Here is a 23,615-nt window from a genome sequence, read left to right on the forward strand (position 1 = left end):
TGACCATAATTAATCATAACAGCTTTAAAATATAGAACTCTACAAAATAATATGTCGAGGAAAAATGTTCGGAAAGATATTGATTGTGGATGATGCACCTTTTATGAGAATGATGCTGAAAAAAATCCTTGCTTCGAGTGGAAATGAATTAATTGAAGCCGCTGATGGATCGGATGGTGTGTCTAAATATAAGCAGCATAAACCTGACCTGGTGTTTCTGGATATAATGATGCCAGATGTTGACGGGATCGAATGCCTGAAACAAATAATGGCACATGATAGTAATGCTAAAGTCATTATTTGCAGCTCGATAGGGCAGCAGGCGTTAGTAAATGAGGCAATCAGAATAGGTGCAGGGGATTATATTATCAAGCCATTTGATGCAGCAAAAGTCCTGGAAATCTTTTATAAAAATATGCCAGCCTGATATTTCAGACTGCCAGACTGCTGGATTGACACGGATGGTGTGTAATCATGTAATATCACACCAATATCACACTTTTGTATATACTGATGTGGTTGAGAATAGCATGTATAACGAAATCAACTTTAAAACATTGAAATCAAAAAATAATATCTCGGAGGAATAATGGCTGGAAAAATATTACTGGTGGATGATGCGGCATTCATGCGAATGATGCTTAAAAAGATCATTGCACCGACAGGACATGAATTATTAGAAGCAGTCGATGGTTCGGATGGTGTTGCAAAATACAAGGAAAATAAACCGAATCTTGTATTCTGCGATATAGTCATGCCAAACGTTGATGGTATTGAATGCCTGAAGCAAATAATGGCTTTAGACAGTAATGCAAAAGTCGTTATGTGCAGTTCAATCGGACAGCAGACTGTAGTAAATGATGCAATCAAGATCGGTGCAAGGGATTTTATTGTGAAACCATTTGACGCTGCAAAAGTTCTGGAAGCTGTTTCCAAGAATATGTGATCAGGTCTACCAATGTCCAGGATAAAAGTTCTTGTAGTTGATGATTCAGCGTTCATGCGTAAAATCATTATTGATATTCTGGCATCGTCTCCTGATATAGAAGTTATAGGCAAAGCAAAGAACGGACAGGATGCAATAGAAAAGATAACCCGCCTTCGGCCTGATGTAGTCACTATGGACGTTGAAATGCCTGTTCTTGACGGATTACATGCGCTTGGTTATATCATGAGTGAGTGTCCCACGCCAGTTATTATGTTAAGCGGTGCGGAATCAAAACAAGCCGATCTTACCCTGACAGCGTTCCAATATGGCGCAGTTGATTTTATCCAGAAACCTTCAGGGAACATAAGCCTTGATATGGCCAAGATAAAAGATGAATTGATAAAAAAAGTTAAAGCGGCTGCGAATGTGGCGGTCCATAAGCTTGGGTTCATAGAAGAACAAAAAGTAAACGTTCGCAAGAAAGAAAAGATCGAATCCATACAAAGAATCAGGACTAAAAAGATAATAATAATAGGTTCTTCCACAGGCGGACCCAGGGCATTACAGCAAGTCATACCCTTTTTACCTTCCAATCTTCGTGCTCCTGTCCTTATTGTACAGCACATGCCTCCCGGATTTACCAAATCCCTTGCAGACCGTTTGAATTCCCAATCCATGCTAAAAGTAAAAGAGGCTGCTGATGGTGATATTGTGGAGGCAGGAACTGTCTATATAGCTCCCGGGGATTTTCATATGATCGTAAAACAGCAAAATATTAATGGCGAGCTTAGAGAAGTAGTCACACTTACAAAGACTGAAAAGGTACAGGGTGTACGGCCTTCTATTGATGTTCTTCTTGATTCTGTGGCGCCGATCTTTGGAGAAAATACACTCGGGGTAATACTTACAGGAATGGGTTCTGATGGAACAAATGGCATCAGGAAACTAAAATCGTCAGGCGGCAAGGTGATAGCCGAGGATGAGTCAACATGCGTGGTTTATGGCATGCCAAGGTCCGTGATCGACCAAAAACTGGCAGATTACATTTTACCAATTAACAAAATTGCTCAGAGCATAACGGAAAATACATAGAGGAAATAATATGGATGACATGGATGAATATAAAGAAATGTTCGCAGTTGAATCCGCGGAACATCTCCAATCAATGAATGATGCACTTCTCAGTCTTGAAAAAGACCCGGCTAACAGTGAAACAATAAATGTGATGTTCAGGGCAGCCCATACCCTCAAAGGCATGTCTGCAACAATGGGTTATACAAATATTAAAGAACTTACCCATAACATGGAAAACCTGATGGACAGGGTCCGAAAAAATGAGATAAATCTTGACTCTTCTGCAATAGATGTCCTGTTTGAATGTCTTGATACACTTGAAAAAATGGTGGAAACACCGGAAAAATCCTCAGAAATTGATATTGCTTCTCTCATTGGCAAATTATCAACAAATGACTATGTATCTGTTCCATTAAAGGATGAGCAAATAGTTCAAACTAATGCAGCACATGAGGCTATTTCGAATGATATTCCGGCCGCAGGCATTAATGCGCCCGTTAATTCCGGGGAAAAATCCGAAACAGGCAATATTTACGAAATAACTGTGACGCTTCATGAATCCTGCATGCTTAAATCTGCCAGGTCAACAGTAGTAATGAGAAATCTATCTGAGATTGGCGAGATCATTGAAACAGTCCCTCCGATAAAGGATCTGGAGGATGAAAAATTCGATCGGGAATTCAAGGTCATAATTTCGACAATAGAAGATGCCAAAAAATTAGAAGATGCAGCAAAAAAAGTATCCGAGATATCAAAAGTGGAAGTTAAATCCCACACAGGCTCTAAATCCAGGGAAAAAATCGAAGAAAAAACGTGTGTCACCGATGGGAATGGGAGTAAAACCTCTATAAAAAGCGTACAGAGCGTACGGGTAAGCATAGAACGCCTGGATTCGTTGATGAACCTTGTAGGGGAACTTATTATAAACAAAATCCGATTAATGCAGCTTGCCAGTGTGCATAAACTGGATGATCTTGAGGAGACGCTTGCCAGTCTTAACCGCCTTACAAACGACCTTCAGGAAGAGATCATGGCATCAAGGATGGTGCCTATTGAACAGATATTTAACCGGTTCCCGAGAATGGTAAGGGATCTTGCGAAAAATCAGGAGAAAGAAATCGACTTGATCCTGGAAGGCGGGGATATTGAACTTGACCGTACAGTACTTGATGAAATTGGAGACCCGCTTGTGCATATCCTGAGGAATTGCATTGACCATGGTATTGAATCCCCCGAAGTAAGAAAACAGAATGGCAAGAACGAGAAAGGAACGATCAGATTGACTGCAAGGCGGGAAAAAAATCATGTTGTTATTGAAGCAGTTGATGATGGCAAAGGAATGGACCCGCAAAAAATGAGAGAAACTGCTGTAAAGAAAGGATTGATGACACAGGAAGAAGCAGCAAAACTTTCCGATACTGAGGCGATAAACCTGTCATTCATGGCAGGATTCAGTACAGCTGAGAAGGTAACAGAGATCTCCGGAAGAGGAGTAGGAATGGATGTGGTGCGGACAAAGATCGGAGGAATGGGCGGGTCGATTAAACTCGAATCTGTCCCGGGGAAAGGAACAATGATGAGACTCAAGCTTCCTTTGACTGTTGCAATCATTCATTCACTGATGGTTAAGGTTGGTTCGGATATCTATGCCATACCTATTACCAATGTTATAAGGGACCTGTCAATTAAGAAAGAAGAAATAAAGACGATCAAGGGTGAAGAAGTAGTTCTGATAAGGGGAGATGTCCTGCCTCTGGTTCGATTACATAAGCTCTTTGACATTAAAGGCAATGGTTCTGAAGAACTTCTTGTGGTTGTAGTTGAACGCGCGGGCAGTAATGTGGGGCTGGTAGTAGACCAGGTTATCGGCCAGCAGGAAGTGATAATCAAGAACCTTGACAATAACATATTAAAAGGAGTCAAAGGATTCGCAGGAGCCACGATCCTTGGGGATGGCAATGTTGCTTTGATCCTTGATGTAGGGACATTACTATGATGAATTTACTAACAGATATCATACATGAAGATGAGAAGGAATTTTCAGAATTGAAGTCTATCATTAAAAGAAAAATCGGATTTAACTGTGAAGACTATAAACAGCCTCACCTGAAGAGAAGGCTTGCTGTAAGGCTTCGTGCGACCGAGTCAAAATCTTATAGGGATTATGCACAGATGCTATCAAAAAGTGAGGACGAGGTAAACAAGCTCAAAGAAACATTAACAGTAAATGTCACGGAATTATTCAGGAACCCGGAAACATTTGACTCTGTCCGGAACAATGTTCTTCCGGAACTGATCAAACAAAAGGGAATTAATAAAGTCATCAAGGTATGGAGCGCAGGATGTTCAAATGGTGAAGAACCTTATTCGATCGCAATTATGTTGAATGAATTCCTTGGACATTCAATCAAAAGATATAATATTTCGATCCAGGCTACAGATATTGATGATGACTCCATTGCGAAAGCAGAAACGGCAATATTCCAGCCAAAACAGCTTGAAAAAATAGGCCAGGAAAGGATCAATCGGTTTTTCATAAAGAAAGATAATAATAATTACCAGGTCATTGATGAAGTAAAAAAGCTTGTGAAGGTGAAACGCCATGATCTGATTTCAGGCCCGAAATTTTCAGGTTTTGATATTATATTTTGCAGGAACGTTACAATTTATTTTGAACAAAGTTTGCAGGAGATATTATATATGAATTTTTATAATGCCCTGAATGATGGGGGATATTTTGTTATGGGAAAAACTGAGACTCTGGTAGGGCCTTCAACCCAACTTTTCAAACGTTTTGATTTGAAAGAAAGAATATTTCAAAAGAGGGAAAAAATATGACTGATATAAAAACGCTCACGGATTTCCAGAGCGATGCACTAAAGGAAGTTGGAAATATCGGGATCGGACATGCGACAACTTCCCTTTCCCAGATGGTAAATAAACAGGTGGGGATATCGCTTCCCGAACTTAAATTAATACCTTTGCTCACGGTGCCACAGCTTGTGAAAAATGAAGACCCTGTTATCGGGATAATACTTGAACTCAAAGGGGATGCAAAAGGCTTTTTGCTCCTTTTATTATCAAAGCCAACGGCAAAGTTTTTGGTAAGGCTCGTAATTGGTGAAGCCGATGTAACAAAAGGATTCGATGAAATGGAAACATCGGTCCTGAAGGAACTGGGTAATATTATGGGGGGTACATATATTTCTGCCCTTTCAAATTTCCTGTCAATATCGATAGGTTTGTCCCCGCCATCAGACGTCTATGATATATCGGATGCGATAATTAACCAGGTTGTATGTCTTATGAGCCCGGATGTTGAAGATGTTTTATTCCTCAAGACCCAATTTGATATTAATTCTGAAAAAATCGACGGGAAAATATTGATATTTACTGATTCCCACTCTCTTACAAAGATGCTTGAGGCTATCAACAAGCTGGTCGGGAAGTGAACTGCCGCCCTATAAGTATCTGGCTTCCTGTTTCATAGTATCTATGTTTAGATTACTCAAGCAGTCCAGAATAAGTCCAGTGGTTTTCTCCCCAACGATATAAAGCTTGATTATTGTTTTTATTATAATACCAGCTCACATCATAATAATAAGCATGATTATACTGCTTAGTTATATCCGAATATAGAAGAATAATATAATTATGGATCCGAAACCTGAAAAGATAATTATTGGAATTGCAGAACTTGTAGTTGTTCATAATCCTGCGGTACTTGTTACCATCGGTCTTGGGTCTTGCGTGGCCATTTCAATTCGTGACCCGGTAGCCCGGTACGGAGGACTTTCCCACATACTTCTTCCCAGTATATCCGAGGCAAATAATAAGAGTAATCCTATGAAATTTGCAGATTCAGCCATTGAAATGGTAGTGGAACTACTACTTGAGAAAGGCTGTGCGAAAAGGAGGTTAGAAGCAAAGATAGCAGGTGGTGCCAGCATGTTCAATATCGGAAGCAGTTCCATCAATATCGGGGAAAGAAATATCGAAGCAGTTAAGAAAAAACTCAAAGAATTGGAAATCCCGCTTATTGCCAGTGATACTGGTTTGAATTATGGAAGAACTGTCGAATTCAATATTGCTTCAGGCATTATGTATGTAAAAAGCGCTTTTCATGAGACTAAGGAAATTTAGCTATATTTTAATGCCCGATCTGGTGGCCAATTTCAGGAAGAACACATTCGGCACATTCGAATTGCAGCGTTGTATGGACTATCTGGAATCTTTCCCTTACTATCCGGTTTATTTCACTTATTAATATCTCTGTCTGCTGTACATGGATCCTGTCCACAAGCACATGTGCGCTCATGGCATGGATATTTGAGCAAATGCTCCAGATGTGGATATCATGTATCCCTTTTATGCCTTCTATTTCCATCATTACCTTTGAAAGAATATCCGCATCTACATGCTCTGGTGCAAATTCAAGAAGGATACGGATTGAACCGAAAACGAGTTTGACTGCCCCATAAAGAAGCATCAGGCCTATTACAATACTTAAGATCGGGTCAACAATATTATTCCCGGTGAAAATAATAACTACTGCGCCTGCTATTACGGCTATGGATGCAAGAGCATCACCGATCACATGGAGATAGGCACCTTTGATATTGAGGTCATGATGCCCGTGCAGTTTTAAAGCAGCCCAGGCATTGACCAGAAGTCCGACAGTTGCGATAATGAGCACTTCAAAGCCTTTTACAGGAGGGGGGTTTAAAATCCTTTCATATGCCTCATAAAAGATGAAAACCGAGATCCCTATTATTGTCAATCCATTGATCAGGGCGGCAAATATTTCAAACCTGTGATAACCGAAGGTCATATTCCTGTTGGATGGGCGCGCTGAGATCCTGATCGCACCATAGGTAAGTAATAAGGCGATAACATCCATGAAAACATGGGCCGCATCCGAGAGCAAGGCAAGGCTGTTTGATATTATCCCGCCTGCAAATTCAAGGAAAAAGATGAATGTTGTCAGAAAAATTGCGATTTTCAGGTTCTTATTGATGTCTTCCATGTGTAATTTATTATTGGGGTTATTAGAGTGAACTACCACAGCCTGAAGGCATTGTAGCTTCCTGCTTCAACGAATACCTGCCGGATTCTCCACAGGCTTGAAATCTTGCAGTTCGTGCAATACTATGTCTCGTTCCTTACTCAGTCTGGTTTGAAACTATTTAACGCTATGCCTATCCCCGAAAATAGGTCAACACTCATCTTTTGGTGTTAGCGTTGTTTTACAGCTTCATTGAATTTATGCAGAAAGCGTTTAATGGAGAACTCGAAACATGAAGACAAAGCGTCATTACCCCTACATTCTGTATAATAACACAAAATTTAATAAATATGTAGGGGTAATATAAGAATATGGCCGCAATTAGAAAAAAAACAGTGAAAAATCATACATATTATTATATCGAGCACAGCTTCCGTGAAGGAGACAGAGTGCACAAGAAAGAGAAGATCATTGGAAAAGCCCTCCCTTCGAATATCGAAGAATTGAAACAGGAATATATGGCAGAGTTCATGGCTGAAATTTATAAAGAAAAATGGCTGGATAGATTCGATGAAATAAAAGCAGCATTCTTAAAACAGGAAAAAATCACCCCAAAATCCGCGAGGGAAAAAGAAATTGAGACTTTCGCCATCAGGTTCACCTATGACACAAACCGGATCGAAGGCTCAACCCTTACGCTCAGGGATACGGCAGACCTGCTTGAAAAAGGGATAACTTCAGGCAAAAGACCCATAAATGATGTAAAAGAGGCGCAGGCGCACAAAAACGCATTCTACGAAATGCTGGATTATAAAAAAGACCTCTCTCTGAATACTATATTGTATTTCCATAAAAAGTTGTTCGAAAGCACAAAAGCCGACATAGCCGGAATTATCAGGGCGCATCAGGTAGCTATCGCAGGAAGCAAATTCATACCGCCATTTCCTGCAGAAGTCTATCCGCTGCTCATGGAATTTTTCAAATGGTACGACAGAACCAAAGATAAAATGCATCCGGTACAACTCGCAGCGCTGATTCACCTCAAACTTGTAACCATCCATCCTTTCGCAGATGGGAATGGAAGAATCAGCAGATTGATGATGAACTTTATTTTTCACAAAAATGATTTTCCAATGCTGAACATACCTTATGAAAAAAGAGCCGGTTATTACAGCGCTCTTGAAAGGTCTCAGACAAAAAAACAAGAGGATATATTCTTACAATGGTTTTTCAAACGATATTTGAAAGAATGCAGGTTTAAGCCTCTGGCTAATAAATAATAAAAACTAAAAAAAAGTTGGCATTGATATTCCTATCAGCGCCCGATGTTATTTAAAATCTTTTTGGTCTATGGTTCTGGTAGCATTCCCTGCAATATACCGGTCTGTCGCCGGATGGCTTGAAGGGTACTTCAGTTTCCTGTTTACAGTCTGCACAGGTTGCTTTGAACATTTCTCTTGGCCCCATGTGCATATCTCTTGGACCTGTTGCTCTGAATCCACCGCTGCTGCGGCTGTCGCTTTTTCTATCGTTACTCATATATATCTCCGTTGATTTTGTTATTTTAATTCTTTCCAGCAAGTGCTGCAATTGCAAATCTTTGCATTACCCGCTCGATCTTAATCGTTACCTGGTCTCCGATTTTCGTGCCTGGCACAAAAATCACTAAACCCTGTATATGTGCTATTCCATCTCCTTCTCTGGCAATGCTATCGATCTTTACATCGTGGATAGCGCCTTGCGAGACCGGAGAAATTCTATCTTCTTCTGTTAACAAATTTTTACCTCTGTTTATTTTTAACCAATCTACCAAAAAAAGCAAACACAGAGGGGAAAACCCTAAACTCTATAAATTACCTAATTAGACAACTGATAGTTGTCAATGCAGCATAATAGTATATAAGCTTTTTGGGTACTTTTATATATACGTTCCTCTTCACACCTGCGGGTGAACAGATGTGATTTTGCGGTTTTTTTTTCAGGATCATTCCTGAAAATTTCTAATCAATCCATTCCAGTGTATCCGCATACTCCAACACGCGGTGAATTGACTACAGGCAGCAGCATCTCTTCGCCGCATTCATGACCTGAAGAACAGTCATCACAAACCCATCCTTCGTTGTTACAACCGCACCGTCTGCAAATATATGTGGCGATCTTTCCGCACGAATTGCATACCAGTAATGGCGGTTCATTTCTTGCAAGGACCACGACCGAACTATCAGAATCTTCGATTTCCCGTTCACCAACCACTTTCAGGTCAAGCTGTGTGGTGCTTCCGAAATCATATTCATAGCTGAACTTCTTACCAGGACTCAGAACCTTATCAAGGATATAATGCATGCTTAGATCCTCTTTGAAAAACTCATCTGTCTCTGACAAATATCTTTTTCCATCGATCACAAACATGCTCATGTGCCCGCAGCATTCCACCCATGTATCTCTCAGGAAATTATCAAGTCTCCTGAGTATTGTATTTGCAGGAACTTCAAGATACATCCAGTATTCGTTAAAGAGGCTTCCTTCGACAAGGATGGTGAATAATTTTGCTCCTACAGGCACCTGATCTCCTGAACCTTCCCTTGCTGAGTGACCGCTTGATTCCAGATGCTTCTTCATAGCTGTTTTGCTGAAGCTTTTGCTGCAAACGGCGCAGGTTCCGTTGGTTTTTTGTGGTTTAAATTGTTGATGTTTCATTTTTTCAGCGACTATTTATATCTAAATATCTGGCTATTCTTAAGACGAAATGATCACCTTTTTCAATCATTTCCTGAGCTTCATCTTCAGTTATCACAAAAGTGTACTCATAATCACCTAATTGTCTTTTTTCAAAAGCACGAGTAAGTTCTTTACTCATCTCCTTTTCAAAAATAGACTCTGGATACTGATGATTCATAATCTCCTGACATTAAAAGAATTTTAGCGCTCTCCAGGTATTTTCTTGACCTCGCCATTAGAGAATCAATCTCTTTCATGCAGTTATGCCTTCTTTATGTATGTTTATTAACAGTGGACTTTTTACGGCCGAATAGTTCTTTTCAGATACGGGATATACTGATATTAAAGCATTATATTTCATTTGAAGGTCTGTTATTATATTTATCATGCGGTCTATTTCCTTTCCAGGATTAACATCTCCTTCAAGCAATATTGCAAGATCAATGTCCGAATGTTCTTTTTGATCGCCTCGTGCCCAAGAACCATAAAGAATAATATTTTTTAATCGTTTTCCATAGAGATTTTGGACTTTTGCTTTGAATTCTTCGATTATTAGTTTGATATTCTCTTGCATGATTTTATAATTGGTCGTGAATGATTTAATGTTAACTCTTATTAGCCACTTCTGATTTACTTGTCTTTTGGATAAATAATTAAAATTTTTTTTCTTATTCTGCAAAGCTCCAACCTTCTCACCCCGGAATAAATTCCGGGGCATCCATGCCTTCGGCTTCGGATTCTGTAGAGAAAGTCAACGACCCCCGAATTCGGCGGGCATCAGGTTGATGCTCATGGATTTTGAATTCCCGTCAGTTTGTTTTTTCTCAATATATTGATTCAGGCGCATGTTTGCTTAATGATTGGTGGACAAAATAACTAATGGAAGACTTTAAAAAAAATATGGTGGGGCGTAAGTATCGCCCCAGTTATAGAATATATCCTTTTGCTGAACTTATTTATGAATAACGATGCTTCCACCGCCTATTTCCTGTGGATTTACGGCTTCCATATCATCTGATCCACCCACGTTGTCATAAACAACCGTTCCCGTAGCTTTGTCCACGATCTTGATACGGAATTTGTCAACCCCTCCTCCGCCGGGTAATTGACCATCAGTTGCAGTCAAGAGAAAACCATAGTCGCCAGTGCCATTGATCGTGCCCGAGCCTTTGTACTGTGCTTTAACCCCTGCAACCACAAGCCACTGATAAACCGTACTCTTGAAGTTCAGATTGCCTTCTTTGAACTGGAACTCAGTCTCACCTGTTGGGATATTAGCTCCTTTCTGGTATTTTGAGACAAAACCAAAGTTTGCGTGTCCTTCCAATAATGTATCGGCTGTGTATGCCCCAGCTTTTGAAATAATCCATCCTCCTCCAGTCACGAATCCACCAGAAGGATCGTAAACAACAAGTAAGTTGCACTTCTCTTGTCCCGTGTTATCAACAACATCTATACCCCGGATACAAAGATCATACACACCAGGCTCCGGTATTGAGACTGTCGCTGTTACTTCCTCAGCAGGTTCGTCGAAAAGACCATCTGTCGCACTCATTGATTTCCAGGATGCTCCATCTATGCTATACTCAGCGGATTTGATATTAGAACTTCCATTTGTAGTATCATCTATCGGTGCATTAAGAATAATATCGGTGTTAATTTTCACAGGATCGGATATTCCAACGATATTCGAAACAATTGGGCCGCTATTATCGTAACCAACAACAAAATATGAAAATGAATCCACCTGACCGCAGATGATATTCCTATCAATGTCAGGATAGCCGGGCGAAGTTACATCATCCCAGCCTGTTCCACCCTCACTCCAGTGGAATATCTTGAGATGCGCTTCTCTCTCCAGCGGCATGCCTATATCGTCGTAGTTGATACAAACAGTGACTGGAGGTGTGAATACGGCTGATGTGGATAGTTCATAGTAATTGCCCAGAAACATAAAATCATCTTTATCAGGTCCCGGATTTGTTGTAGATTGGGTTACAGTGGTATCACCTGCAGTTGTGACTTCATTATATAAAATTGAAACATGAGCATCAGGATTTATTTGGACATTACTTCCTACAGGTGTGTTGCCTCGGGGTAGCCAACCGTCAGGGCTTATCCATGGCAAATTATCCCATCCACTAGAAAAGACATAAGGCTCATCACAAAAGTTATCACCGTTAATATTATTGCAGCCCTCTTCAGGAGTATCATAGTCACTATAGTAGTTGCCACCTATGGGTGCTTCAAGGTTGAAGATATTATTGTCGGTATAGACAATAGCCTGTGTTGGATTGTTGATTAAGTTGTTGTTATAGATAATATTGTTGCAGCAACTCTCCATATTGTTGCTAGAACTCACCCCGATACCATATGTTCTGCTGTTCAAGACAGTGTTGTTCTTGACCATGTTATTGCTAGATTGGTACACCCAGATACCTAAGTTGTTGTCCAAGACAGTGTTTCCACTCAGGATATTGTTACTAACAAGAAACGTTACAATGCCACCCTTACTATTCGAAACTATATTGCCGCTGACGGTGTTGTAATTGCTGGATTCAGCCAGCATAATGCCAAAATTACTTTTTGAGACATTGTTGCTGCTGACATTGTTGTTGTTGCTGTTCATCACTAGAATGATGTCACCTACAAATATTCCACCAACAAAGTCAACCGGACCGTTGTTCGAACCAATGTTTGCGTTTATCTGGTTGTTGCTGGATTTGGATAGATAGATGCCTCCAAAAATGTGGTTCGAGATATTGTTACTGCTGACCGTGTTGTAGCTAGAAGAAATCAGCCAAATGCCCCCATAGCTGTTGTTCGAGAGATTATTGCTGCTAACGGTGTTGTAGCTGGAAAAATCCAGATAAATGCCCCCATAGCTGTTGTTCGAGAGATTGTTGCTGCTGATCGTGTTGTAACTGGATGTACCCAGATAGATTCCATATGAAAAATCATTGATATTCAGGTTACTGATATTGACCCCTGTTCTTCCGCTGAGGAACACACCGCTACCGTCACCAAGTCCTGTCAGGGTATATCCATTGCCTTCCAGGGTTATGCCGTCGCTGTCAATTTGAATAGTATCTGTCAAATCGGTTGTCAGGGTGCATGTCTTGATTGTGGCATCCCACGTTCCAAATGTGGTACAATCTCCGCCAGTTGCATCATCAATAATAAACTTGGTGCTAGGTTTGGGCTGGATGAAGACAAGGTGCTTGTGAGATAAATCCTGCGTATAAGTATAGTTGCCATTGGCATCTGTCGTGAAAGCGACGTGATTGTGATAATTATCTTCGTATTTGTGGTAAGTAGTTAAGGGTAAAAAGCCGCCGAGAGTTATCTGCGTTGAAATGGCATCAGAATTTGACTCAATATGTATTGTAACCATTTCAGGAACAGATTCGAGGATCAGCTTAATAGATTCAGAGCTGTAAAGAGTTGTGTTCAAATACTCACTTTTATTCAATTCAAAATAAGTTCCATTTCCTTCAATTCTCCAGGGGAATTGAAACGAATCAGAAAAATTAATTTCTGGGGGCAAAGGCAATTGTGTCTCTGCTTGTACAAATCCCACACCAACGAATAATACTAACAACGTTATTCCAAAAGCTATCCTGAGGGCATGACCTCTTTGCTTGTGAGTTCTATTAGATACCATTTTTTCACACCTGTCCCGCTGTATTGCAGCGTGGTTGCATATTTGTCAATAGCAGGTTGTATATAAGATTTGTTAATTATATTGAGCACATAAATAATTATTATACTAATAATAGAAAAAACTCTAATAAAAATGAAAGCTATTTTTCCACAGTGATAGAAGCGTCAAATTAAAAAATCCTTTACCTTCTGTTGAATTTAAACGCATCCTATAATGAAGGTCTGCTTCTTGTCGGCATTACTGGTCTGACATTTTGTTCTGTATAAATAAAAATTCAGATCACTGTATTAAAATTCGAATGAAGCAATAAACGAGTTTCTTAGGCGCCGAGTTTTCAGGTTTTAGATGGTTATTCTGGATTCATATTGCCTTTCGAGAGCATGAGGGTTATATCGCCTTCAGTCACTACCACGCTTTGAAAAGCGTGGCATCAACGGGAGGATGCATTAAATGAGATTAGAAGAGGGCAATTCCGAAACAAATATATTGTGAAGGGGCTTGGTTATATTCCATATGAATGACAAATATAGATTAGACATCTTACAATTTTATTATGAGTTATATAAAGAAAACCCTACAGATTACGGAGATTATGATCATTTTATTGATATATTTAATATGAATGAGAACGAGCTTGTAGGCCATGTGAGGTATCTGTATGAGAAGGAATTGTTACATTGTTGGTGTACAAAGGCTATTCATGAATATGGTAAGCCAATACAGTGTAAGATTACTGCTCATGGAATCGATGCAATCGAACACCCAGAACTATTTGCCCGTGAAGTACCACTTCTAAATTTAATCATTAATAGCAATATAAATAACTCACAGATATTCCAATCTCAGAATATTAGAATTGAAGATAGTTTTAATCGAATATATCGGGCAATTGAAGAATCTAAGTTGGACGAGAACAGCAAAAAAGAAGTATCTGATGTTGTTAAAGAGTTAGAATCAGAGGGAAAAAAGAAAAAACCAGATATAGAAAAAATGAAATCTTTGCTTGACAAGGCGCGAAAAATATGGTCTCCTATTTACGATTTGTTAAAGCCCCTTATACAAGAATATATTAAAAGATATCTGGGATTGGATTCATAACGGATGCATGATACACGTCTATCGTTGCAGTCATCGGTATACTCCGTACAATCTAAGGGCCTGTATCTAACGTTTTCAGGATTATTTCCTAACTATCGAATTGAAGTATTCCATCAATTTCCTTAAAATCACTTCCGACTTCGATATCACTTCATCTCAAACTTCTCGAACCTCTCCTTCTTCGCCCTGCAAACAGGACATAGATCCGGCGCCTCTTCCCTCGCGCATAGATATCCGCATACCTGGCACCTGTAAACCTCAACCATTTCTCCACCTCCTGCTCCTTTCTGTTCTCTAATGCTCGGATAGCCTTTCACATAATATTCCTGGGGCCGCCGCTCCGGGATCGGGTCATGCGACTTTCTCCCTGATATCCATTCGTCATTCACATACAATGTGCACAGGCAGCATCCATACTCTGCAACATCGGGGTCCCTGTAGTTGCACGGGCAGATGATATCCATATCATCGGCAAGCACTCCGCTTGCGATACGGCAGGGGCACGACCCATAGCCATATCGGTGCTCATTATCCCACAGGCCCTGGAGAATATCATCAAGTTCATCCTTATAAGGATTGAACTTGTAACCCTCCTCATCTGCAATTTTTTTCATTCCTGCAAACATCTCTTCAACTGTTATCATAAGCCCAGCGCCTCTCTTATTTTATCCTCACGGAAACCTATAATCACCTCATCACCGATTATTATGGTTGGGAATCTCACATCCGGACTTATTTTCATCATTTCCGAAATTATATTCTCCCTTTCCTTTCCACTTAATTTATCCACATCCACATAATCATATTCGATACCGTTCTTCTTCAAGAACCGTTTTGTTGCGCGACAATGAACGCATGTGCTAAGCGTATAGAGTTTTGGTTTAATATTTTTCTTCATGGTCCGTGCATCTCCCTGTGTTCTTCCGTAACTGCATGATGTTCCTCAGGCGGCGCGATTTCACAAATATCCGGCGATCCTTTTTCCTTATAATGCAGGTTCCATTTTTTGCAAACCCACATCTGGAGAGCATTTATATCTTCATCGCTCATGTGCCTGAAACGTCCCTGCATCATCAGGTAATCCTTTACTGACTTCATTTTTCCTGGTTTATATGTGATCCTTTTCTCGCCGTTTTCCACTTCATACAGCGTCCACATCCCGCTTTCCACAGCCCTTTTTGTGACCTCAACGGTTCTTGCCGGGTCCATTTTCCAGCCCGGTATGCAGGGAGTGAACATATGAAGGAAGCGGAAACCCCTGATATTTTTTGCCTTCTCCACTTTTCTTATGAAATCAAGGGGCTGGCCGATGGAAAGCGTAGCATAATACGGGATTTCATGCGCTACAACGATATCACCGAGATTTTTCTTGAACCTCCTGTTTCCCTGGATATGCTTTCCTACAGGCGTAGTCGTGGTCCATGCGCCAAAAGGCGTCCCACCGCTTCGCTGTATCCCTGTATTCATATATGCCTCATTATCAAGGCAGATATAAAGAACATCATCATTACGTTCCGCAGCACCCGACATGCTCTGCAAACCGATATCATAAGTCCCGCCATCTCCTGCAAAGCCGACCACAGTTACTTTTTTCCCTTTCTTTTCAAAAGCCGCCTGCATTCCGGTCAGGCAGGCTCCGGTATTTTCAAAAGCTGTATGGAAAAACGGCACTTTCCATGCTCCATACGGGAATGTTGTGCCAAACACCACACCGCAGCTTGCAGGGACATATACGGCAGTATCTTTTCCGAGAACGCGTATCGCATTCCTTATCGACATGGCAACACCGCATCCCGGGCATGCGGTATGTCCTGCCGTAAAAAGATTCTCATCCGGCAGTTCCTTTATTGTGATCATACGGTTTCACCCCGCGTATCATGCCAATTTATCTCATTAACTTTTTCACCCTTTGCTGCCTTTCGTGTCAACTCGAACATCTTCATTATCTGCTCCTTTGTCACATCGCGGCCTCCTAATCCTGCAAGATGATTGATAACAGGTATTGTCATCCCAAAAAGGGCTGAGCGCACCTCATTATATACCTGCCCTCCCCCGTGATAGGATATCGAGCGGTCAAAAACACCAAGGGCGCTTAATTTTGATACCGCTTTTTTTAATTCCCGCGAAGGAAATGGCCTGAAAAATCGAAGCTTTATTAAACCCACCTTTTCTCCTTTTTGCCTCAATTCATCCACAACCTCACGGGATGTACTTGTGACGGTTCCCATAGTGATCAAAGCAATTTCGGCATCATCCATCCGATATGTATCAATCAGGCCCCCATAATCCCTTCCGAATTTTTTTGCAAATTTGCTGTTTATTTCCTGGATTACTTCTTTTGAGGATTCAACTGCTCCCGCAGTTTGTCTTCGCATTTCCATAATATATTCAGGAGGCATGAAAGTCCCGATCATCGCAGGTCTTGCAGTGTCAAGGATGATATCGGGCTCATAAGGTGGCAGGAATGAATCGATTTCCTCCTGCTGCGGGACATCAACCGGCTCAACAGTATGCGTAAGTACAAAACCATCAAGACAGGGCATCACAGGAAGGAGAACCCGCTTATCTTCAGCTATCCTGAAAGACTGGATCACCATATCCAGAGCTTCCTGGTTATCTTCTACATAAAGCTGCAACCATCCGGAATCCCGCGCGCCCATGGAATCATTGTATTCGCACCAGATCCCTGGCGGCCCACCAAGTGTACGGCTGGCATCTGGCATCACAATTGGAAGCCGAAGAGGTGCTGTAGCATAGAGCATCTCATGCATGAATGCAAGTCCCTGGGAAGAAGTTGCAGTAAATACCCGTGCACCCGCAGCAGATGCTGCTGCTGCTGCGCTCATTACGCTGTGCTCTGACTCCATTGTAAGGAACTTTGCATCAAGCTCGCCATCATTGACAAAATCTGCGATATGCTCTATTATCAGCGTCTGCGGAGTTATCGGGTAAGCCGGTACTACCTCCACGCGGCAAAGTTTTGCACCGATCGCAACAGCATGGTCGCCTGTAATTACTTTCTTCATACGCGAGCCCTCACCATTTTTATCGCATCAACAGGGCATTCGTTGGCGCATACGCCGCATCCTTTGCAATAATCGTAATTGGTCATGAGGTCTCCCCTGTTGGATATCCTGTGGATCGTGCCTTCAGGACAGTAAAACCAGCATAAAAGGCACATAACGCATTTTTCCCTGTCCCTCAACGGACGATATGTAGCCCAGCCCGATACTTTATTCTCGATAAAACTTCCAGGACCGATAAGACCTGCATCAGTTTTACCTTCAATAAGAGATCCGCCCACTGGCATTTCCTGATATGTGGGCAGCCATTGTTTTCTTGCTTCAAGCTTTTTTATGCCCCTGCTTTTCCCAATAATTGTCTTTTCATACGCAGTCCGTGCAGCAAGCGCATTTCTTTCACCTGTTTTTTCTCCGAGCTTTTCACCGAATTTTCTCTTGATCGATTCTTCTAAGGATTCTATCTTTACAACCCCTGTTGCTTTTGCAAATGCCCCCAGGATTGCGGTATTGGTGATCGGGGCTTTCAGGATTTCAAGCGCTATGGATATTGCATTGACAGTCGCTGTGTTGATGATCTTACCCAGATCTATGTCTTCCGGTCTTTCCTTTGAGTTAATAACCGCAATACCTTCCGGTTTCAAACCTGATACAACATCAATTGTGTCAAGCAGCGAATCATCAAGCACGACCACGCAGTCGGGATTGTATACCTGTGTTTTACTGAATATTTTTTTTGAATCGATACGCGTGAAGGCAAGAACCGGCGCTCCCCGTCTTTCAGCCCCGAAAAAAGGAAATGCTACTGCATAATTTCCTTCATTGACAGCAGCCTCTGCAAGGGTCTGGGCAGCCATGACCGCCCCCTGTCCGCCACGACCATGAAATCTCACTTCGTACATGACTTTTTATTCACAGGAGCCGGGTAAAAGTATATTCCCGCAATCACTGCATACAAATCTCGGGAGACCTTTTTTCAGTATCCTGACAGGCGCCGGATATCCTCCCTCCCATATCGGAAGGTCAATCCTGTGTGCATGTCCCATACAGAGCCCTTTTCCGCACATGATGCATATGGCAACGGATTCTTCAACAGTCTCATTTCGTGCGCATTCAAAACATCTCAACATAGCGATCACCAATTCTCCTTAAGGGCTTCATGACAGGGCGGACACATTATTCGTTTCATTTTCTCAATATCCTTTTCAAGCCTTACAGGATAGTCACCTTTCCAGACAGGCGTTTCTTCATATATCGCATGTTCCATGCAAACGCCCATACCGCACACTATACAGGCCGCCACTGCGTCCGTATTTTTCCCCATTTTAGCACAAACATAACATTTCATACTAATTCACTCTTCCTCACTTGCCATCAGTCCTTCTTTTATCAATAGATCGCTTCTTACTGCATGGGTTGATTCTATTTTCTGGCCAAGTATCTGCCGGATCTCTTTTGCCAGTTCATTTAGCTTTATTCGTGAACAGGTCTCTCCTCTCGTTATTCCACTGACGATCGCAGCCACGGTTCCTTCTGTTTCCGGATTTTTGGGTTTTACAAGTTTTGTTTTAATTCCTGCTTTTGCAAAATCCTCAAAATCAATAGGATATTCACAGGCTACTACTGCAGGGATATTTATATATTTCAATATCTTTTTTGTTTTTGAGATTATATGGGAATTCACATTTCCCATATTGAGCAATACAATTTTGTGCCTTGCTATCTGTTCTATCTCTTTAGCTGTCAGACCGAAATTTGCTCCATAGCCTCTTGAAACATTAGAAGATCCGGTTTCATCCATTGGAACACCCGCGCCAGCCTCAAGCACAAGAACACTAACCTGTATACTTTCCCGCCTGAGACCCTGCGTTATTTCACATACCGGTTTTGTGATATGCCTGCGGCCTGGGGACATGGCAATAGCTACCACATCAGGTCTTGCTGCCTCAGAGAGGGTGCCTCTCTGGGCAAGACCGCCACCCCGGCCAAGGCCCATTGTCTCCCTGCAATCTACTAATTGTGTTTCTCTTCCGAACATGATTATTTTTTTACCTTAAGTAAGGTTTGCCATGTATCTGCATGGTCTTCTTCATCTGAGAGTATCTCTTCAAGCATAAGTCTTGTTGTGGGGTCATCTTCCTCTATGGCAAGTTTGATATGTTCCTTATATTGCTCTATAGCATGATTCTCCTTTGCCAGGTCATCCTGTACCATTTTCTTTAAGTCTCCGCCTTCAGCTATTGGCTCGGGTTTCTTTGTTGGTGTTCCCCCAAGATATACAATCCTCTCACCGAGCTTTTCAGCATGGTCCATCTCACTTTTTGCAATTGATTTGAATATTTCAAGAATGGCAGGACTTTCCATTCCCTCTCCCTCATAATGATGCTTCATATACTGTATGATAGCGCTCAATTCTTCTTCTCTGTCCTTATTCAATGCATCTATTATTTTCTGGCTCATATTTTCCTCCCGTTTGATCTTATATCATTGATAAATCAATGAATATTAATATATTTCAATCTTATCTTATTTACTGCCTTTTTCTTCCAGGCATACAGCCATGACCGCTGCCGTATCCTTCTCTTCCCTCTGTTCCCTCTATAAGTTTCAGGGCTCTCCTGCACGCTGCTACGCCGGGTGCGCCCGAAGTAATGAAAATTACATTCATTGTCTCCATTATTTCTTCTTTTGTGGCACCGTGGTTGAGTGCGCTTCTCATCTGTGATTCGCAGCAGGGCTCGCATCTCTGGGCTGCCATGACAGCAAGGGACATCAATACTTTGACCTTTGCAGAAAGGGCGCCATCCTCCTGGATCTGGTCATCGCATTTCTTATAATGTTCAAACATATCGGGATTCATTTCACCCATCATATTCATTATTTCAGGAGTAAATCCCATTTTACCTTCTATGCTGTCTATTACTTTCTTAGGTTCCATATTTTTCTCCCATGGTATCTTTGTTTAAGAGTTTATTTAATCCTTTGCCTGCAATTTTGAAAGGATTTTTTTTATTCCTTCCTTATGTCTTGTTTCATCTTTCATTGATTTTTCAAAAAATTTGAACGCTTCATCATTTCCTTCACCGAATGCCACTTCTGATGCATCTGATTTATCTTTCTCCGCCTGTATTTCTCCTGCAAGCATATTCAGAAGATTTGTTCTTGTATCTTTGACCATTCCCAGGAGAGCTGCAAATTGGGCGGCATGAGATGCCTCATCCATTGCAATATTAAAAAGATAAGCTGCAATCTCTTTTTCCCCTTCCTCCTCTGCTCTTTTTGACATGGCAAGATATAATGCTATATCATTTGATTCCGAATCAAACGTTTTCTCCATTATTTCCATTGTTTGCATTTTTTCTACTGCAGATTTTACACTAAGTTTTGATTCTTTTATGTAATCGATCACAACTTCCTCCTCCATCCTCTTAATTTGTCTTTCAAGTATAATAAAAGATTGGATTGTCAAATCGATTCGACCTCCGCATCCGCCCATCTATCAACAAAAAGATACTTGAGCATATCTATTATCAGGAAATTTGAATCGGTTTTTACCTCGATAGTCACTAAATTATCTTTCTGGCTAAATAATACTGAATCCAGGAGCTTTTTTTTCCTGTCCTTCACTGCGACCTCAAAACAGACCATCCCTTCATGTTTCTTAATGTCAAAACCAAGTCCATTTAAAAGCAGGTATTCCTGCAAACGATTCTGGAAACTGTACTTTGAAGGATCGTCCCACAGTGATACTATCTTAAAATTATTTCCGACTTCTTTTCCGTCGAAAGATGAGATATCCAATAGTGATGATTCGATATTCTCTTCCTTGAGGCGCTCAATGAATATTTCCTGACTTCCCGAAAATTCAAAATCATACAGGAATCGGCCGAAAAGGAAACCATATCCTTTGGAAGCTTGCATATTCTGCACCTGCCTGCATAAAAGATAGTCCTTTATAAGTGCAGGTATTTGTTCAAGAATAGATTTCCCGATAAATGCGCATTTTGCTTCCGGGGTCAGGTATCGCCCGGATTCTTTTAAGGTAACTGCTGCCTGCACGATCTTTGGCCTTTTCTTTTTCTCTACGGTATTTTTGAGTCTTTCGAGATCTTTCTGTAAAACCACAGGAACCGATAAAAGTTTTTGTTCTTCACATCCCCCGCACCCGATGCAGCCACCTTTTCCTTCAAGACAATATCCATTGTCTGTAAAATTCATGGATCTGGTATACATTTTATAAAGAAATGACCTGGCAGGAGTGCCTTTCAGGCTTTCAAAAGGAAAAACGTAATTCATGTCTTTAGCTTCGGATATTCCATTGCCTGATGCTGATCTTAAATCACAGATAAGCAAATTTTTGTCACCGATCATATGTTCACCATCAAAGTATCCACCCTTTCTGGCAAATCCGGAAATGACCCCAAAACATTCAAAACCTGCAAGAACAATATGCTGCGATATCAGGAATTCCTCTATATCCTGTGCCATCCTGAACTCAAAGTTATTGGTTTCACAATCCCTCTTAATATCCCCTTTTATCTTTTTTATGCTCTCAGGATCTTTTATGGTCCGGCTGAATTGCAGGGGTGTAAAAGGAAGGTTTGAAAGAAGACTGAAACTCATAATTGTCCTGCAGCCCGGTGATAATTTTGTTTTTAAATTTTTAAGCTTCATTATGAAAGTTTTGAATTCCCGGCAGTCATTTTCATTTTCAAGACCTGTAATTATGAAAAATAATTTTATTTGCCTTGGTTTTCTCGAATAGATATGTTCAAGCGATATGAGAAGTTCCTTTTCAGACAAACTCTTATGCAAAAAACGTCTCATCCTGTCGTTTATCCCTTCCACCCCCAGCGTGAAAGTCCTTTTCCCGGAAAGTATCTCAAGATCAAGAAGCTCAGGGTGCATTGCGATGATGTCTGCCCGCTGGCTCTTGAAATTCACAAATTTTGCAATTTCATTAAGGCCAGCGATTATTATTGAGATTCCTGTATGAAGATTGAAATTAAAACTCAGAAAATCAAACCCGGTAGGTGCATGTTTTACTTTTACTTCAAGCGCTTTTGAAAGGATGTCCCCGGGTTCATATTCTCTGAATGGTTTTCTTGTATGCCCTTCAAAGCAGAATGAACAGAAGCATGGGCACCCCTGAGTTATCTGGAGTTTTACCGTATTCTCAATATCGGTATTCAATACCGGGTATTCGGTTATAATATACGAAGCCTGCGGCGTTTTAGGGGGAGCAATACCAATACTATCCGGGATCGGAAGCCTGATATCAAACAATCCTTTTACTTCGGTTTCAAGAAGATGCAGTACCAGCTTCTTTGGTTTTTCTTTACTGTCATTCACGATAGAAGCGATTTTCCCGACAGCTCCTTCGCCTTCCCCGAAAAATAGCGCATCAATAAAAGAATCGCCTTCCGGCGATATGGCACATTGAGCCATCAGTGCATTTGAGCCACCCATAATTACGATGGGGCGAAGCGTTTGTCTTTCTGACTTCAGGGCCGGGATCCCGGTATTTGAAAAGAGATATGGCAGATTGAATAATTCCAGGGTGAAAGAGTTGGATATCAGAATAAGATCAAAATCATTTATTGGACGGAGGGATTGGATGCCCAGGAAAAATGGTATTTTGTTATCATTGAAAAACCGGATATTCTTTGGATCGGGAAAAAATGCATAATCAATATATGCCAGAGGCAGAGCTCTTCGTATTTCCTGGAAAAGAAAATGATGCGTTATGGATTCCCTGATATTTTGAAAAGGAGAGAGACGAACGATCAATACCCGCAGCCGGGCATTCTCAAATCCCGGGTTATTGAATGTGGGATTTGCGCGGGGAAAAAAGATGCGGTATCCCTCAATCTTATGAAAATTCTTTAATATAATTTCGGAATGATCAATCATATCTGCTGTTAATTCTCTGTGCCCAAATTCTAAACCCTATTAACCTTCATGAACATAATGCCTTTTACAGAATAATGGTTTTTACAAAATATCATAATATTTAATAAAAATGTCATCATGATATTATTAATTCAAAGAGTAAGATTTATTAATGAGTTTTTTCATAATAGTATTCAGTGAAGTATTTGGTTCGAG

Annotated in this window: 28 protein-coding genes; 9 read left to right on the forward strand and 19 right to left on the reverse strand. The window is 40.9% G+C overall.

Annotation, left to right across the window (positions count from 1 at the left end; genetic code table 11):
* Positions 1–64: 64 nt before the first annotated feature.
* The 7 genes from CL181_RS07250 to CL181_RS07280 all read left to right on the forward strand — a co-directional run bounded on the left by CL181_RS07250 (position 65) and on the right by CL181_RS07280 (position 6,145).
* The gene (locus CL181_RS07250; protein WP_097298636.1) at positions 65–427 is read left to right on the forward strand and encodes a response regulator; all 363 of its coding nucleotides are present in this window, start codon (positions 65–67) and stop codon (positions 425–427) included.
* Between the two features lie 162 nt (positions 428–589).
* A complete protein-coding gene (locus CL181_RS07255; protein WP_097298637.1) occupies positions 590–946 on the forward strand; it encodes a response regulator in 357 nt (118 codons plus the stop codon).
* Between the two features lie 12 nt (positions 947–958).
* Positions 959–2,020, forward strand: coding sequence for a chemotaxis response regulator protein-glutamate methylesterase (locus tag CL181_RS07260; RefSeq protein WP_097298638.1), 1,062 nt, complete (start codon positions 959–961; stop codon positions 2,018–2,020).
* 10 nt (positions 2,021–2,030) lie between these two features.
* The gene (locus CL181_RS07265) at positions 2,031–3,998 is read left to right on the forward strand and encodes a chemotaxis protein CheA (RefSeq protein WP_097298639.1); all 1,968 of its coding nucleotides are present in this window, start codon (positions 2,031–2,033) and stop codon (positions 3,996–3,998) included.
* Positions 3,995–4,840: a protein-glutamate O-methyltransferase CheR gene (locus tag CL181_RS07270; RefSeq protein WP_097298640.1), complete on the forward strand. Its 846-nt coding sequence runs from the start codon at positions 3,995–3,997 to the stop codon at positions 4,838–4,840. The genes CL181_RS07265 and CL181_RS07270 overlap by 4 nt, the downstream gene beginning before the upstream one ends.
* Positions 4,837–5,454 carry a chemotaxis protein CheC gene (locus tag CL181_RS07275; protein WP_097298641.1) on the forward strand — a complete coding sequence of 206 codons (618 nt, stop codon included), beginning with the start codon at positions 4,837–4,839 and terminating at the stop codon, positions 5,452–5,454. Before CL181_RS07270 ends, CL181_RS07275 begins: the two co-directional genes overlap by 4 nt.
* Before the next feature lie 202 nt (positions 5,455–5,656).
* Positions 5,657–6,145 carry a chemotaxis protein CheD gene (locus CL181_RS07280; RefSeq protein WP_097298642.1) on the forward strand — a complete coding sequence of 163 codons (489 nt, stop codon included), beginning with the start codon at positions 5,657–5,659 and terminating at the stop codon, positions 6,143–6,145.
* Between the two features lie 7 nt (positions 6,146–6,152).
* Here CL181_RS07280 and CL181_RS07285 read toward each other — a convergent pair whose 3' ends face one another.
* On the reverse strand, positions 6,153–7,028 hold the full coding sequence (locus CL181_RS07285) for a cation diffusion facilitator family transporter (protein ID WP_097298643.1): 876 nt from the start codon (positions 7,026–7,028) through the stop codon (positions 6,153–6,155).
* A 350-nt stretch (positions 7,029–7,378) separates the two neighbouring features.
* On the opposite strand from CL181_RS07285, the gene CL181_RS07290 reads away from it, so the two are divergent.
* Positions 7,379–8,287, forward strand: coding sequence for a Fic family protein (locus tag CL181_RS07290; protein WP_097298644.1), 909 nt, complete (start codon positions 7,379–7,381; stop codon positions 8,285–8,287).
* Positions 8,288–8,339: 52 nt separating this feature from the next.
* On the opposite strand, the gene CL181_RS07295 is transcribed toward CL181_RS07290, so the two are convergent.
* The 6 genes from CL181_RS07295 to CL181_RS07320 form a co-directional block, all read right to left on the reverse strand.
* Positions 8,340–8,546 carry a CxxC-x17-CxxC domain-containing protein gene (locus CL181_RS07295; RefSeq protein ID WP_097298645.1) on the reverse strand — a complete coding sequence of 69 codons (207 nt, stop codon included), beginning with the start codon at positions 8,544–8,546 and terminating at the stop codon, positions 8,340–8,342.
* Between the two features lie 25 nt (positions 8,547–8,571).
* The gene (locus CL181_RS07300) at positions 8,572–8,784 is read right to left on the reverse strand and encodes a TRAM domain-containing protein (protein ID WP_097298646.1); all 213 of its coding nucleotides are present in this window, start codon (positions 8,782–8,784) and stop codon (positions 8,572–8,574) included.
* 227 nt (positions 8,785–9,011) lie between these two features.
* A complete protein-coding gene (locus CL181_RS07305) occupies positions 9,012–9,704 on the reverse strand; it encodes an IS1096 element passenger TnpR family protein (protein WP_097298647.1) in 693 nt (230 codons plus the stop codon).
* 4 nt (positions 9,705–9,708) lie between these two features.
* Positions 9,709–9,903 (reverse strand): hypothetical protein, encoded by a 195-nt coding sequence (locus CL181_RS07310; RefSeq protein ID WP_097298648.1) that lies wholly within the window; start codon positions 9,901–9,903, stop codon positions 9,709–9,711.
* A gap of 75 nt (positions 9,904–9,978) precedes the next feature.
* Positions 9,979–10,299, reverse strand: a complete 321-nt coding sequence (locus CL181_RS07315) for a nucleotidyltransferase family protein (protein ID WP_176505106.1) — start codon at positions 10,297–10,299, stop codon at positions 9,979–9,981.
* A gap of 378 nt (positions 10,300–10,677) precedes the next feature.
* Positions 10,678–13,389, reverse strand: coding sequence for a NosD domain-containing protein (locus tag CL181_RS07320; protein ID WP_097298650.1), 2,712 nt, complete (start codon positions 13,387–13,389; stop codon positions 10,678–10,680).
* A 513-nt stretch (positions 13,390–13,902) separates the two neighbouring features.
* On the opposite strand from CL181_RS07320, the gene CL181_RS07325 reads away from it, so the two are divergent.
* Entirely contained in the window at positions 13,903–14,487 is a 585-nt protein-coding gene (locus CL181_RS07325) for a hypothetical protein (RefSeq protein ID WP_097298651.1), read from the forward strand.
* Between the two features lie 146 nt (positions 14,488–14,633).
* Here CL181_RS07325 and CL181_RS07330 read toward each other — a convergent pair whose 3' ends face one another.
* The 12 genes from CL181_RS07330 to CL181_RS07385 form a co-directional block, all read right to left on the reverse strand.
* Positions 14,634–15,131, reverse strand: a complete 498-nt coding sequence (locus tag CL181_RS07330) for a ferredoxin-thioredoxin reductase catalytic domain-containing protein (protein WP_097298652.1) — start codon at positions 15,129–15,131, stop codon at positions 14,634–14,636.
* Positions 15,128–15,385 carry a glutaredoxin family protein gene (locus CL181_RS07335; protein WP_097298653.1) on the reverse strand — a complete coding sequence of 86 codons (258 nt, stop codon included), beginning with the start codon at positions 15,383–15,385 and terminating at the stop codon, positions 15,128–15,130. Before CL181_RS07335 ends, CL181_RS07330 begins: the two co-directional genes overlap by 4 nt.
* On the reverse strand, positions 15,382–16,344 hold the full coding sequence (locus CL181_RS07340; RefSeq protein ID WP_097298654.1) for a thiamine pyrophosphate-dependent enzyme: 963 nt from the start codon (positions 16,342–16,344) through the stop codon (positions 15,382–15,384). The genes CL181_RS07335 and CL181_RS07340 overlap by 4 nt, the downstream gene beginning before the upstream one ends.
* Positions 16,341–17,513 (reverse strand): pyruvate ferredoxin oxidoreductase, encoded by a 1,173-nt coding sequence (gene porA / locus CL181_RS07345; protein WP_097298655.1) that lies wholly within the window; start codon positions 17,511–17,513, stop codon positions 16,341–16,343. Before porA ends, CL181_RS07340 begins: the two co-directional genes overlap by 4 nt.
* Positions 17,510–18,409, reverse strand: coding sequence for a pyruvate ferredoxin oxidoreductase subunit gamma (locus tag CL181_RS21130; RefSeq protein ID WP_097298656.1), 900 nt, complete (start codon positions 18,407–18,409; stop codon positions 17,510–17,512). Before CL181_RS21130 ends, porA begins: the two co-directional genes overlap by 4 nt.
* 6 nt (positions 18,410–18,415) lie before the next feature.
* Positions 18,416–18,637, reverse strand: a complete 222-nt coding sequence (locus tag CL181_RS07355; protein ID WP_097298657.1) for a DUF2180 family protein — start codon at positions 18,635–18,637, stop codon at positions 18,416–18,418.
* 5 nt (positions 18,638–18,642) lie between these two features.
* The gene (locus tag CL181_RS07360; RefSeq protein ID WP_097298658.1) at positions 18,643–18,855 is read right to left on the reverse strand and encodes a DUF2180 family protein; all 213 of its coding nucleotides are present in this window, start codon (positions 18,853–18,855) and stop codon (positions 18,643–18,645) included.
* Positions 18,856–18,861: 6 nt separating this feature from the next.
* Complete coding sequence (mcrC, locus tag CL181_RS07365) at positions 18,862–19,548, reverse strand: methyl-coenzyme M reductase I operon protein C (RefSeq protein WP_255251478.1); 687 nt, start codon at positions 19,546–19,548, stop codon at positions 18,862–18,864.
* Positions 19,548–19,967 carry a bacterioferritin gene (locus CL181_RS07370; protein ID WP_097298660.1) on the reverse strand — a complete coding sequence of 140 codons (420 nt, stop codon included), beginning with the start codon at positions 19,965–19,967 and terminating at the stop codon, positions 19,548–19,550. Before CL181_RS07370 ends, mcrC begins: the two co-directional genes overlap by 1 nt.
* Before the next feature lie 70 nt (positions 19,968–20,037).
* The gene (locus CL181_RS07375; protein WP_097298661.1) at positions 20,038–20,445 is read right to left on the reverse strand and encodes a carboxymuconolactone decarboxylase family protein; all 408 of its coding nucleotides are present in this window, start codon (positions 20,443–20,445) and stop codon (positions 20,038–20,040) included.
* A gap of 36 nt (positions 20,446–20,481) precedes the next feature.
* Positions 20,482–20,976, reverse strand: a complete 495-nt coding sequence (locus tag CL181_RS07380) for a ferritin family protein (RefSeq protein WP_176505107.1) — start codon at positions 20,974–20,976, stop codon at positions 20,482–20,484.
* On the reverse strand, positions 20,973–23,420 hold the full coding sequence (locus tag CL181_RS07385; RefSeq protein ID WP_097298663.1) for a radical SAM protein: 2,448 nt from the start codon (positions 23,418–23,420) through the stop codon (positions 20,973–20,975). Before CL181_RS07385 ends, CL181_RS07380 begins: the two co-directional genes overlap by 4 nt.
* Between the last annotated feature and the right edge of the window lie 195 nt (positions 23,421–23,615).

It is taken from the genome of Candidatus Methanoperedens sp. BLZ2 (assembly GCF_002487355.1).
In the GTDB taxonomy this organism is placed as follows: domain Archaea; phylum Halobacteriota; class Methanosarcinia; order Methanosarcinales; family Methanoperedenaceae; genus Methanoperedens.

Bases quoted from the DNA above. Each gene is read 5' to 3' on its own strand.
- CL181_RS07250 (WP_097298636.1), top strand. From the start codon at position 65: ATGTTCGGAAAGATATTGATTGTGGATGATGCACCTTTTATGAGAATG.
- CL181_RS07255 (WP_097298637.1), top strand. From the start codon at position 590: ATGGCTGGAAAAATATTACTGGTGGATGATGCGGCATTCATGCGAATG.
- CL181_RS07260 (WP_097298638.1), top strand. From the start codon at position 959: ATGTCCAGGATAAAAGTTCTTGTAGTTGATGATTCAGCGTTCATGCGT.
- CL181_RS07265 (WP_097298639.1), top strand. From the start codon at position 2,031: ATGGATGACATGGATGAATATAAAGAAATGTTCGCAGTTGAATCCGCG.
- CL181_RS07270 (WP_097298640.1), top strand. From the start codon at position 3,995: ATGATGAATTTACTAACAGATATCATACATGAAGATGAGAAGGAATTT.
- CL181_RS07275 (WP_097298641.1), top strand. From the start codon at position 4,837: ATGACTGATATAAAAACGCTCACGGATTTCCAGAGCGATGCACTAAAG.
- CL181_RS07280 (WP_097298642.1), top strand. From the start codon at position 5,657: ATGGATCCGAAACCTGAAAAGATAATTATTGGAATTGCAGAACTTGTA.
- CL181_RS07285 (WP_097298643.1), bottom strand. From the start codon at position 7,028: ATGGAAGACATCAATAAGAACCTGAAAATCGCAATTTTTCTGACAACA.
- CL181_RS07290 (WP_097298644.1), top strand. From the start codon at position 7,379: ATGGCCGCAATTAGAAAAAAAACAGTGAAAAATCATACATATTATTAT.
- CL181_RS07295 (WP_097298645.1), bottom strand. From the start codon at position 8,546: ATGAGTAACGATAGAAAAAGCGACAGCCGCAGCAGCGGTGGATTCAGA.
- CL181_RS07305 (WP_097298647.1), bottom strand. From the start codon at position 9,704: ATGAAACATCAACAATTTAAACCACAAAAAACCAACGGAACCTGCGCC.
- CL181_RS07310 (WP_097298648.1), bottom strand. From the start codon at position 9,903: ATGAATCATCAGTATCCAGAGTCTATTTTTGAAAAGGAGATGAGTAAA.
- CL181_RS07315 (WP_176505106.1), bottom strand. From the start codon at position 10,299: ATGCAAGAGAATATCAAACTAATAATCGAAGAATTCAAAGCAAAAGTC.
- CL181_RS07320 (WP_097298650.1), bottom strand. From the start codon at position 13,389: ATGGTATCTAATAGAACTCACAAGCAAAGAGGTCATGCCCTCAGGATA.
- CL181_RS07325 (WP_097298651.1), top strand. From the start codon at position 13,903: ATGAATGACAAATATAGATTAGACATCTTACAATTTTATTATGAGTTA.
- CL181_RS07330 (WP_097298652.1), bottom strand. From the start codon at position 15,131: ATGATAACAGTTGAAGAGATGTTTGCAGGAATGAAAAAAATTGCAGAT.
- CL181_RS07335 (WP_097298653.1), bottom strand. From the start codon at position 15,385: ATGAAGAAAAATATTAAACCAAAACTCTATACGCTTAGCACATGCGTT.
- CL181_RS07340 (WP_097298654.1), bottom strand. From the start codon at position 16,344: ATGATCACAATAAAGGAACTGCCGGATGAGAATCTTTTTACGGCAGGA.
- porA (WP_097298655.1), bottom strand. From the start codon at position 17,513: ATGAAGAAAGTAATTACAGGCGACCATGCTGTTGCGATCGGTGCAAAA.
- CL181_RS21130 (WP_097298656.1), bottom strand. From the start codon at position 18,409: ATGTACGAAGTGAGATTTCATGGTCGTGGCGGACAGGGGGCGGTCATG.
- CL181_RS07355 (WP_097298657.1), bottom strand. From the start codon at position 18,637: ATGTTGAGATGTTTTGAATGCGCACGAAATGAGACTGTTGAAGAATCC.
- CL181_RS07360 (WP_097298658.1), bottom strand. From the start codon at position 18,855: ATGAAATGTTATGTTTGTGCTAAAATGGGGAAAAATACGGACGCAGTG.
- CL181_RS07370 (WP_097298660.1), bottom strand. From the start codon at position 19,967: ATGAGCCAGAAAATAATAGATGCATTGAATAAGGACAGAGAAGAAGAA.
- CL181_RS07375 (WP_097298661.1), bottom strand. From the start codon at position 20,445: ATGGAACCTAAGAAAGTAATAGACAGCATAGAAGGTAAAATGGGATTT.
- CL181_RS07385 (WP_097298663.1), bottom strand. From the start codon at position 23,420: ATGATTGATCATTCCGAAATTATATTAAAGAATTTTCATAAGATTGAG.